Genomic DNA, 11056 nt, shown 5'->3' with positions numbered 1-11056 from the left:
TAAATATTTTCCGTATAGATATATAAAGTATAATAATCCTAGTATTATAAATATTTTAAATAATAATATATTGAAATTTTTAGAGTAAGTTGTATTTATTTTTAAAATAAAATATAAAGGGAGATGAAAATATGAATATAATTGATATGATTAATAAAATATTTGGTGTTTCAGATGAAAAGATAATAAAACAAATGCGTAAAGAAGTAAAAAAAATTAATGAATTAGAACCAAGTATGATTAAATTAACTGATGATGAGTTGAAAGCTAAAACTATAGAATTTAAAGAAAGAATAGCTAAAGGAGAAACTTTAGATGATATTTTAGTGGAAGCGTTTGCAGTAGTAAGAGAAACAGCTAAGAGATTGACTGGTATGAGAATATATGATGTTCAATTAATAGGTGGTATGATAATACATAGTGGAAGAATTGCTGAAATGAAAACAGGTGAAGGTAAAACATTGATGTCAACTTTGGCTATTTATTTAAATGCATTAACAGGTAAAGGAGTTCATGTCGTTACGGTTAATGATTATCTAGCAAAGAGAGATAGAGATACAGGGTCACAGATTTATGATTTTCATGGATTGACTTCAGGTGTTATAGTCGCAAATATTGATAATACTGAAAGACGTAATGCATATAATGCTGATATTACTTATGGTACAAATAATGAATTTGGATTTGACTATTTGAGAGATAATATGGTTCATGATCCTAAAGAAAAAGTTCAAAGAGAGCATAATTATGCAATAGTAGATGAGATAGATTCGATATTGATAGATGAAGCTCGTACACCATTAATAATTTCTGGACCAGCTGAGGAAACAACGCATTGGTATGATGTATTTGCAAATGTTGTTTTAAGATTGAAGAGAAGTTATAAAACTGAGGAAATAAAGGATAAGAAAAATACAATTATACCAGATGAAGATTGGGAAGATTATGAAGTTGATGAGAAGGCTCGTACTGTAACAATTACAGATAAAGGGATAAGAAATGTTGAAAAAATATTAGGTATAGAAAATTTATATGCTCCAGAATATGTAGAATTAACTCATTATTTATCACAAGCATTAAAAGCTAAAGAATTATTTAAAAGAGATAGAGATTACATAATAAATGATAAAGAAGAAGTAATAATAGTTGATGAATTTACCGGAAGACTTATGGATGGAAGAAGATATTCTGATGGATTACATCAAGCTATAGAAGCTAAAGAACATATTAAAGTAGCAGGAGAAAATCAAACATTAGCTACAATCACACTTCAAAATTATTTTAGAATGTATAATAAATTATCTGGTATGACTGGTACTGCCAAAACTGAAGAAGAAGAATTTAAACAAATATATAAATTGGGTGTTGTTGTAGTTCCTACTAATAGACCTGTTCAAAGAAAAGATATGCCTGATGTAATTTATCAAACTACACGTGCAAAACATAAAGCTATAGTTAAGAAAATAATAGAATTATTTGAAAAAGGACAACCCGTTTTAGTTGGTACTGCTTCAATAGAACATTCAGAATTATTATCATCATATTTAACAAAAGCTCGTATACCTCATGAAGTTTTAAATGCTAAATATCATGAGAGAGAAGCAGATATAGTAGCACAAGCTGGTAGATTTAAAACAGTTACAATAGCTACAAATATGGCAGGACGTGGAACTGATATTAAACTTGGAGGTGATCCTGAATCTTTAGCTTTAAAAATTGCTGAAAGAGGTACTCCAGAATTTTATGATGCTCTACATACTTATGAAAAAGAATGTAATGAAAATAAAGAAAAAGTTCTTGAAGCTGGAGGATTATTTATACTTGGGACTGAAAGACATGAAAGTAGAAGAATAGATAATCAATTAAGAGGACGTGCAGGTCGTCAAGGAGATCCAGGAGCATCTGAATTTTATTTATCATTAGAAGATGATTTGATGCGTTTATTTGGTGGAGATAGAATTAAATCTATGATGAGTGTTTTAAAAATTGATGAAGATGAAGAATTAAGAAATAAGAGAGTCTCTAAAGCTGTTGAAAATGCTCAAAAGAGAATTGAAAGTAGAAACTTTTCTACTAGAAAGAGTTTAATAGAATATGATGATGTTAATAATAAGCAAAGAGAAGTAATTTATAAACAAAGAGATCAAATTCTATATAATCAAAATTTAAGAGAATTAGTATTTGATATGATAGATAATACTATAGTCACTATAGTTGATAATTTCTTGCCACAAACAAAACCAAGCGATTGGAATTTTGAAGATTTAAATTCTAAATTTATAGAAGTTTATGATATAGAATTACCTGAAACTATTAATAATGCTAAAAATAAAGAGGAAATTTATGATTTATTATTCGAAATAGTTTCTAATAAGTATAAAGAAAAAATAGAAGAAATAGGAGAAGAACAATTTTCTAATATAGAAAGATATATAATGCTTGAAGTTTTAGATCAAAAATGGAGACAAAATTTAAAAGATTTAACAGAATTAAGAGAAGGGATTAATCTTCAATCTTATGGTCAAAAAAATCCAGTAAATGAATATAAAATATCAAGTACAGATGTATATAATGATATGATTGATGGAATTAATAGAGAAACAACTTCATTCTTATTAAGACTTAAATTAAGAGAGCAAGAAGAAAATATAGAAAATGCTTCTGGCGATGAAGAAAGTATTGAAGATAAAGAAATTCCTATGTCAAGACGTGAAAAAATGGAATAAATATAAAATTATCCAATTTGACAAATACAATAAAATATGATAGAATAAATTTACGCATGCGAAAGGCTTGCTAATGCCTAATGCAGCGATATGAAACTCGGAGGTGAACGTATGTTTGCAGTGATTAAAACTGGTGGTAAACAGTATAAAGTTGAAGTAGGTTCATTATTGAAAGTTGAAAAATTAGCCGTAGAAGTTGGAAACGAAGTTACAATTGAAGAAGTATTAATGGTTGGAGATAAAGTTGGAACTCCATTTGTTAGTGGTGCTAAAGTTGTTGCTGAAGTTAAAGAACACGGAAAAGGTAAAAAAGTTATCAACTTTAAATACAATAAGAAAACATACTACAGAAAAAAAGGTCATAGACAACAATATACTTTAATCGAAGTTAAAGATATTAAAGGTTAATTATGACGAAAATTGAATTTTCTGAAATTGATGAGAAAATTGTAAAATTTTTAATTAAAGGACATACTAATAGTTCTGAATATGGGACAGATATAGTATGTGCATCTATTTCTTCAACATCAATAATGACGTTAAATGCTTTGATAGAAGTATTGGGTGTTAAAGATATAGAATATGAGATGAAAGATGGGTATATGTTGTGTGATCTTGCTAAAATAAGTGAGGAAGATTTAATTAAATCTCAAGATTTTCTTAATTCATTTAAACTTTTTTCAAAGCAAGTTGCAAAAGATTATCCTAAGAATGTACAATTTAAAGTTTGGAGGTATGGAAAATGATATTAAAGTTGAATTTGCAATTATTCGCCTCAAAAAAAGGACAAGGGTCTACTAAAAATGGTAGAGACTCTAACCCTAAATATTTAGGTGTTAAAAGATATGATGGAGAAGCTGTAAAAGCAGGAAATATAATTGTAAGACAAAGAGGAACTAAGTTCCACCCAGGTGTAAATATGGGATTAGGTAAAGATTATACTTTATTTGCATTAATAGATGGTTATGTTAAATTTGAATCATTTAAAGGGAAAAAAAGAGTAAGTATTTACGCAGAAAAAAAATAAATATAAGCCTTGTATAAGGCTTTTTTTCTTATGGAGAAATATGTTAGTAAAAGATAGAGTAAAGAATGTATTAGAAATTTTAAGTAATAAGTTTGGAGATGCCAAAACTGAATTATTATATGAGACAGAGTATCAATTAATGGTAGCTGTTATACTTTCAGCACAATGTACAGATAAAAGAGTAAATATTGTTACAAGAGAATTATTTAAAGTTATAAGAGAACCTAAAGATGTTTATGATATGGATGTAGAGACTTTAGAAAAATACATTAAGTCGACTGGTTTTTATAAAGCTAAAGCTCGTAATATTAAAGAAAATGCTAAAACTTTAGTTGAAAAGTATAATGGTGAAATTCCTAAGAATATGGAACAACTTTTAGAGTTAGGAGGAGTTGGAAGAAAAACTGCTAATGTTGTTCTTGGTGATTTATGGGGTATAAAATCTGGAATAGTAGTGGATACTCATGTGAAACGTTTATCTAATAGAATTGGCTTTGTTGATAATGATAATGTAGAACAAATAGAGAAAAAACTTATGAAATTAATACCTAAAAAAATGTGGTATTATTATTCTCATTATCTTATACTTCAAGGTAGAGATAAATGTATAGCACGTAAACCTAAATGTAGTCAATGTGAAATAAAAGAATTTTGTAAATATTATGAAAATAATATTAAAAAGTAAATTATAAGGGGGAATAATGGTTATCGATTTGAAAGATATACCACATAATCCTGGTGTGTATATGATGAAAAATAATAAAGGTAAGATAATTTATATAGGTAAAGCAAAAAATCTTAAAAATAGAGTTTCTAGCTATTTTAATAACCCTAAATCATCGATTAAAACTTTTGAATTAGTAAAACATATAAATGATATAGAATTCTTTATATGTAATAATGAACTTGAAGCACTTATTTTAGAAAATAATATGATTAAAGAATATAAGCCTAAGTATAATATTTTACTTAAAGATAATAAAACATATCCTTATTTAAGAATAACAAAGGAAAAATATCCTCAAATTTCTATTATAAGAAGTAAAAAACATTTAGAAATAAATTCAGAAGCATATTATTTTGGACCATATCCTACTAATCTTAAAAATATGTTGAAAATTTTAATGGTAGCTTTTGAAATAAATAATATTAATATTGATATGTATAATAAAAAAATATTAGGGTATAATTTAAGGTACACTAGTGATAGTAGTAATTGGAAATTTGTTGATAAAAATGATGAAGAGAAATATATTAAAAATGTAAATAATTTGATAGAGTTTTTGAAAAACAAAGATAGAAAAATTATTGATAAATTACATGATGAGATGGTAGAGTTTTCTGATAACTTAGAGTTTGAAAAAGCTTTGATTATAAGAAATAGAATAGAAATGTTAAATGAATTGATTAAAAATCAAATAATAGAACAAAATAGAGCTGTTGATGAAGATGTTTTTGTTTTTAAAGAAATAGAAAATAGAGTATTTGTATGTATTTTTAGTATTAGAGATGGTAAAGTTGTTGATAAAAATTCGTATAATATTGAAAAAAGTTTTGAAGATAGTGATATTTTACAAAGATTAATTCTAAGTTATTATGATAATAAAATTATACCAAAGAGTATAATTATACAAAATGAATATAAAGAAAATATTGATATTGTAGAAAAGTGGTTTGAAACTGAAAGAAATATTAAAATTAAAATTATCTCACCGATAATAAATAGTACGAAAAAGAAATTGTTAGAATTAGGAATTAGAAATTTAGATTTTATAATAAATGAATATTATAAAAGTGAAAATAAAATAAAAATTGCTTTGATGGATTTAAAAAAACTTTTAAATTTGAAAAAGTATCCAAAAATTATAGAATGTTTTGATATTTCTAATATACAAGGAATAGATAGTGTTGCTTCTAGAGTAGTTTTTATTGATGGGAAAAAAGAAAAAAAACTTTATAGAAAGTATAAGATAAGAAGTGTTGAAGGTCCTAATGATTATGCTTCAATGATGGAAGCGATTAAAAGACGATTAAAATATGAAGATTTTCCAGATTTAATACTATTAGATGGAGGAAAAAATCATGTTTCAGTTATAAGAAAAATGTTAGAGAATTTAAATTACAAAAATATAAAAGTTTATGGTATGTATAAAGATGATAGACATTCTACTTTTGGATTGTGTGATGATAAAGTAGAATATGATATATCAAATAATTTTAATCTTTTTAATATGATAACAAGATTTCAAGATGAAGTTCATAGATTTGGTATAGAATACCATAAAAAAATACGTTCTGAAAGAAATATTAAATCTAAATTAGATGATATAAAGGGGATAGGTCCTAAAAGAAAAAGAGAACTTATTAAAAAATTTGGGAGTGTAAAGAAAATATTTGACTCTTCATTTGAGGACTTATTATTAGTAGTTCCTGAAAATGTGGCAAGAGAAATTAAAAAAAATTAGTGAAAAAAAATATTTTTGTGGATATGGACTATTTAGAAATTGTGTTGTATAATATAATATATACTTTTAAATGGGAGGAAACAATGAGCGACTATATTTTAAAAGAGCAAGGTACAAAAAAAGATGCTTTGGCTGATGTTTCTACTGAATATATTTTAGAAATGCAAAATATAAGAAAAGAATTTTTAGGTGGAAAAATCGTTGCTAATGACGATATTACTTTAAAAATTAAAACAGGAGAAATTCATGCTATAGTTGGTGAAAATGGAGCTGGAAAATCAACTCTAATGAAAATTTTAAATGGATTATACGATCCTACTTCAGGAAAAATTTTCTATAAAGGACAAGAGGTGAGTATAGATACACCTACTGAAGCTGCACGTTTAGGGATAGGGATGGTTTATCAACATTTTATGTTGGTAGAAACATTAACTGTTGCTGAAAATATGGTTTTAGGATTTGAACCTACAAAAGGAAAATTTTTATTTGATTTAGAAACTGCAAGAAGACAAGTAAGAGAGGTTTCTGAAAAATATGGATTAAATATAGATCCTGACTCTAAAGTAGGAGATTTATCTGTTGGAATTCAACAAAGAATAGAAATTTTAAAAATACTATTTAAAGGTGCTGAATTATTAATATTTGATGAACCAAGTGCGGTTTTAACTCCTCAAGAGGTTATAGAACTTTATGGAATTATGCGTAATTTAATAAAAGAAGGAAAAACAATAATATTCATTACGCATAAATTACAAGAAGTTTTAGATTTATCAGATAATATTACAGTTATTCGTCGTGGTAAGGATGTTGGTAATCTTAAAACTAGTGAGGCTACTAAAGAAGTTATTGCAAATATGATGGTTGGAAGAGCTGTGTTATTTGACATAAAAAAAGAAAAAGTAAATATAGGAAACACTTTAGTTAAAGTAAACGATATAGTTGCTATGAATGATTTAGGTACTCAAAAGGTTAAAAATGTAAGTTTTGAAATTAGAGAAGGTGAAGTTTTAGGTATTGCCGGAGTTGAAGGTAATGGGCAAACTGAATTAGTTGAAGTTTTAGCTGGGCTTAGAAAAGCAAACAGTGGATCATATATGATAGATGGAGTAGAATTACTTAATAATACTCCGAGACAAATTAGATTATCTGGATTATCACATGTTCCGGAGGATAGACATAAGAGAGCTACTATAGATGAATTTACTGTTAATGAAAACTTGATTCTAGGTGACTTAGATAAATATGTTTCAAAAGGTATAATAAATTATAATTTGGTTGAAAAAACAACTAAAGAAATGATAGAAAAATATGATATCAGACCTACAGATGGTAAAGTAATATATGGTGGATTATCAGGTGGAAATCAACAAAAAGTTGTTGTTGCTAGAGAATTAGAAAAAGAAAATAAATTTATTATTGTATCTCAACCTACAAGAGGAGTAGATATAGGAGCAATAGAAATGATCCATAATACAATATTGCACGAAAGAACAAAAGGTAAAGCCATACTTGTTGTTTCAGCAGAATTGACAGAAATAATGACTTTAAGTGATAGAATAGCTGTTATGTATTCTGGTAAAATAGTAGGAGTTTTAGATAGAAAAGATGCTACTATGGAAAAATTAGGAATATTAATGGCAGGAGGTAAATTAGATGAATAAATTAAAAAAATCAGTTTATAATATGTTGCCATCGTTATTAGCTGTAATTATAGCTTTAATTGCAGGTTCTATAATAATGATTTCAAGAGGAGTAAATCCTATTGAAGCTTATGCTGTAATGTTTAAATCTGCATTATATCAATCATCACCTAAATTTCCGTTTAACGGATTGGCAAAAACTTTAGTTTTTGCAACTCCTTTAATGTTTTCAGCAATTGCTGTTATGTTTGCCTATAAAGCAGGATTATTTAATATAGGAGTTCAAGGACAATTAGCTGCTGGTGGACTTGGTGCTGTTATAGGAGGTACTATTGTTGCTTCTAACCTTAAATTTTTAGGACCTATTAATATTGTAATAACTTTATTTTTTGCTGCTGCCTGTGGATTTATATGGGCTGCAATTGCAGGTGTCTTAAAATCAAAATTTAATATAAATGAAGTAATAAGTACAATTATGTTGAATTACGTAATGATTAATTTACAAAGATATTTAATAAATCCATCAACTGGTCCGTTAAGAGATCCAGCTTCTTCTAATAATCAAAGTTCAAGAATTGAAGAAGTATCAAGATTACCATTATTTTTCTATAATTATACTAAACAAAATTTGAATTTAGGATTTATTATTATAATTGTATTAGTATTATTCTCTTATTATTTCTTTGAAAAAACAAGATTAGGTTATGAAATTAAAGCTGTTGGTTATAATCCAACATCAGCAGAAAATGCTGGTATTAATCCTAAGTTAATTTCATTTATTGCAATGGGATTATCTGGAGCTATAGCAGGTCTTGGAGGAGCTGAAAGAGTTATGGGAGGAGCTGCTGAATATAGATTTACAGATTTAATTATGGGAGATTATGGATTTACAGGTCTTGCTATAGCATTACTTGGAAATAATAATCCATTTGGTATATTAGTTGCTTCAATTTTCTATGCATCTCTTGAAATTGGAGGACAAACATTACAAAGACAATTTAAATTAGATAAAGAAATTGTATTTATTATACAAGCTCTAATTATAATTCTTGTTGCTGCTGAAAACTTATTCAAGATGTTATTGAATAAGAGAAAGGGGAATAAATAATGGAAGCTTTAAAAACATTATTGATACAAACTATTACAGTTGCACCACCAGTATTAATAACAGCGGTAGGTGCTTGTCTATGTGAGATACCTGGTGTAATTAATATGGGACTTGAAGGTATTATGTTATCAGGTGCATTTTCTGCAGCTGTAGTTAACTATTTTACTGGTAATCCTTATTTAGGAATTCTTTCAGGTGTTATTGTTGGGATTTTAATGGCTTTAATTCATGCTATAATAAGTATACATTTAAAAGGAGATCAAATAATAAGTGGTGTTGCGATTAACCTTTTTGCAACAGCAACAACTTCTTATTTGATTAAAACTATATTTAAAGTTTCAGGATCAACTCCAGCTGCAGCTAATCATCCGAATAATGCTTTAGTAATTGCATTTATATATATATTAGCTTTTGTAACTTATTTTGTAGTTTATCATACTGTATTTGGTTTAAGAATACGTGCTGTTGGAGAACATCCATTAGCAGCTGATACTGTTGGAATAAGTGTTTATAAATATAGATATTTAGGAGTTCTTTTATCAGGGGCTTTCGGTGGACTTGGTGGAGCTTATATGACAACTGTTATATTATCAAGCTTTACAAATAATATGTCAGCTGGTCGTGGATTTATGGCTATGGCAGCAATGATATTTGGTAGATGGAATCCGTTAGGTGCTATACTTGCAAGTTTATTATTTGCTTTTGGTCAAGCTTTATCAGATTATACAAAAGCAAGTGGTGGAGGTATACCTCAAGAATTTTTAGCTATGATTCCATATCTATTAACTTTAATTGCATTAGTATTATTTGGACGTAAATCAAGACCACCAAAAGCTAGTGGAAAACCATATGAAAAATAGAAATTAGTGGTATTTATACCACTTTTTTTTTATGTGATACTTGAAATTATTCGGTAAAAATTGTATAATTGATATACAAATTAATATTTAGGAGGAATTACAAATGAAAAAAGTATTAAGCCTTTTTGCAGTTTTCTTTGCATTTGTATTTTTAATATCATGTGGAGCTAAAACTGGGGAAGAAACTGCGACTAAAGCAGAAGCACCTAAAAAAGTTGCGATAGTTTATTCAACAGGTGGTAAAGGAGATAAATCATTTAATGATTCAGCTTATAGAGGTTTAGAAAAAGCAAAAACTGAATTAGGGATTGAAGTTTCTGAATATGAACCAAAAGATCCAACTGTTGAAGCTAAAAACCAATTAACAGAATATGCACAAACTGGAGAATATGCTTTAATAATTGGTGTAGGATTTACAATGAAAGATTCTTTACAAGCAGTTGCTAAAGAATATCCTGATCAAAAATTTGCTTTAATTGATGATGTTGCTGAAGGAGATAATATTGCTTCATTATTATTTAAAGAACAAGAAGGTTCATTCTTGACAGGAGCAATTGCAGGACTTATGACTAAAACTAATGTTATAGGATTTGTTGGAGGAATGGAATCTCCAGTTATATATAGATTTGCTACTGGATTTATTCAAGGAGCAAAATATGTTAATCCATCAGTTCAAGTTGTTAGTGCTTATATAAATGGAAATAATCCATTTAATGATCCAGTTGCAGGTAAACAATTAACTGAAAGTTTAATTTCTAATAAAGCTGATGTTATAATGCATGCTGCAGGTGGTTCAGGAGCTGGAGTATTTAAAGCTGCTCAAGAACACAAAGTATATGCTATTGGTGTTGACTCTGATCAAGATGGTGAAATAGAAGGAACTATTTTAACTTCAATGATTAAAAATGTTGATGTAGCAGTATTTAACACAATTAAAGCTGCATTAGATGGAACATTTACTGCAGGAACTACTTACTTTGGTATAGCTGAAGATGGAGTAGGAACAAGTGAATTTAAATTTACTAAAGATATTATAGGACAAGAAAAAATTGCTAAAGTTGAACAATTAAAACAAGAGATTAAAGACGGTAAAATTACTGTTTTAGATGATACTAAAGGTCCTTTAAAATAAAATTCTAAATATTAAAAAACCACTCAAATGAGTGGTTTTTTATTAAAATATTTAAATTTAAATTTCATTTAATTTTTATTGTTATACTTGTACAAATA

General features: G+C 27.4%; 10 protein-coding genes. All 10 read left to right on the top strand.

Annotated features, from left to right (window positions below):
- The first annotated feature begins 131 nt into the window (after window positions 1-131).
- The 10 genes from secA (at window position 132) to ACWYO2_RS02760 (ending at window position 10958) form a co-directional block, all read left to right on the top strand.
- Complete coding sequence (gene secA, locus ACWYO2_RS02805; RefSeq protein ID WP_455514977.1) at window positions 132-2726, top strand: preprotein translocase subunit SecA; 2595 nt, start codon at window positions 132-134, stop codon at window positions 2724-2726.
- Between the two features lie 111 nt (window positions 2727-2837).
- A complete protein-coding gene (gene rplU, locus ACWYO2_RS02800) occupies window positions 2838-3134 on the top strand; it encodes a 50S ribosomal protein L21 (protein ID WP_455514976.1) in 297 nt (98 codons plus the stop codon).
- A gap of 2 nt (window positions 3135-3136) precedes the next feature.
- Window positions 3137-3472 carry a ribosomal-processing cysteine protease Prp gene (locus tag ACWYO2_RS02795; RefSeq protein ID WP_455514975.1) on the top strand — a complete coding sequence of 112 codons (336 nt, stop codon included), beginning with the start codon at window positions 3137-3139 and terminating at the stop codon, window positions 3470-3472.
- Window positions 3469-3753 carry a 50S ribosomal protein L27 gene (rpmA, locus tag ACWYO2_RS02790; protein ID WP_455514974.1) on the top strand — a complete coding sequence of 95 codons (285 nt, stop codon included), beginning with the start codon at window positions 3469-3471 and terminating at the stop codon, window positions 3751-3753. The genes ACWYO2_RS02795 and rpmA overlap by 4 nt, the downstream gene beginning before the upstream one ends.
- 40 nt (window positions 3754-3793) lie before the next feature.
- Window positions 3794-4438 (top strand): endonuclease III, encoded by a 645-nt coding sequence (gene nth / locus ACWYO2_RS02785; protein WP_455514973.1) that lies wholly within the window; start codon window positions 3794-3796, stop codon window positions 4436-4438.
- Between the two features lie 16 nt (window positions 4439-4454).
- Window positions 4455-6218: an excinuclease ABC subunit UvrC gene (uvrC, locus tag ACWYO2_RS02780; protein ID WP_455514972.1), complete on the top strand. Its 1764-nt coding sequence runs from the start codon at window positions 4455-4457 to the stop codon at window positions 6216-6218.
- A 161-nt stretch (window positions 6219-6379) separates the two neighbouring features.
- On the top strand, window positions 6380-7879 hold the full coding sequence (locus tag ACWYO2_RS02775) for an ABC transporter ATP-binding protein (protein WP_455514978.1): 1500 nt from the start codon (window positions 6380-6382) through the stop codon (window positions 7877-7879).
- Complete coding sequence (locus ACWYO2_RS02770) at window positions 7872-8966, top strand: ABC transporter permease (RefSeq protein WP_455514971.1); 1095 nt, start codon at window positions 7872-7874, stop codon at window positions 8964-8966. The genes ACWYO2_RS02775 and ACWYO2_RS02770 overlap by 8 nt, the downstream gene beginning before the upstream one ends.
- Complete coding sequence (locus ACWYO2_RS02765; RefSeq protein ID WP_455514970.1) at window positions 8966-9826, top strand: ABC transporter permease; 861 nt, start codon at window positions 8966-8968, stop codon at window positions 9824-9826. Before ACWYO2_RS02770 ends, ACWYO2_RS02765 begins: the two co-directional genes overlap by 1 nt.
- 103 nt (window positions 9827-9929) lie before the next feature.
- Complete coding sequence (locus tag ACWYO2_RS02760; RefSeq protein ID WP_455514969.1) at window positions 9930-10958, top strand: BMP family lipoprotein; 1029 nt, start codon at window positions 9930-9932, stop codon at window positions 10956-10958.
- The last annotated feature ends 98 nt before the right edge of the window (window positions 10959-11056 follow it).

Source organism: Pseudostreptobacillus sp. (assembly GCF_977040545.1).
This window is presented reverse-complemented; position numbering and strand designations above follow the sequence as displayed.

Bases quoted from the DNA above. Each gene is read 5' to 3' on its own strand.
- secA (WP_455514977.1), top strand. From the start codon at position 132: ATGAATATAATTGATATGATTAATAAAATATTTGGTGTTTCAGATGAA.
- ACWYO2_RS02775 (WP_455514978.1), top strand. From the start codon at position 6,380: ATGCAAAATATAAGAAAAGAATTTTTAGGTGGAAAAATCGTTGCTAAT.
- ACWYO2_RS02795 (WP_455514975.1), top strand. From the start codon at position 3,137: ATGACGAAAATTGAATTTTCTGAAATTGATGAGAAAATTGTAAAATTT.
- ACWYO2_RS02770 (WP_455514971.1), top strand. From the start codon at position 7,872: ATGAATAAATTAAAAAAATCAGTTTATAATATGTTGCCATCGTTATTA.
- ACWYO2_RS02765 (WP_455514970.1), top strand. From the start codon at position 8,966: ATGGAAGCTTTAAAAACATTATTGATACAAACTATTACAGTTGCACCA.
- rpmA (WP_455514974.1), top strand. From the start codon at position 3,469: ATGATATTAAAGTTGAATTTGCAATTATTCGCCTCAAAAAAAGGACAA.
- rplU (WP_455514976.1), top strand. From the start codon at position 2,838: ATGTTTGCAGTGATTAAAACTGGTGGTAAACAGTATAAAGTTGAAGTA.
- uvrC (WP_455514972.1), top strand. From the start codon at position 4,455: ATGGTTATCGATTTGAAAGATATACCACATAATCCTGGTGTGTATATG.
- nth (WP_455514973.1), top strand. From the start codon at position 3,794: ATGTTAGTAAAAGATAGAGTAAAGAATGTATTAGAAATTTTAAGTAAT.
- ACWYO2_RS02760 (WP_455514969.1), top strand. From the start codon at position 9,930: ATGAAAAAAGTATTAAGCCTTTTTGCAGTTTTCTTTGCATTTGTATTT.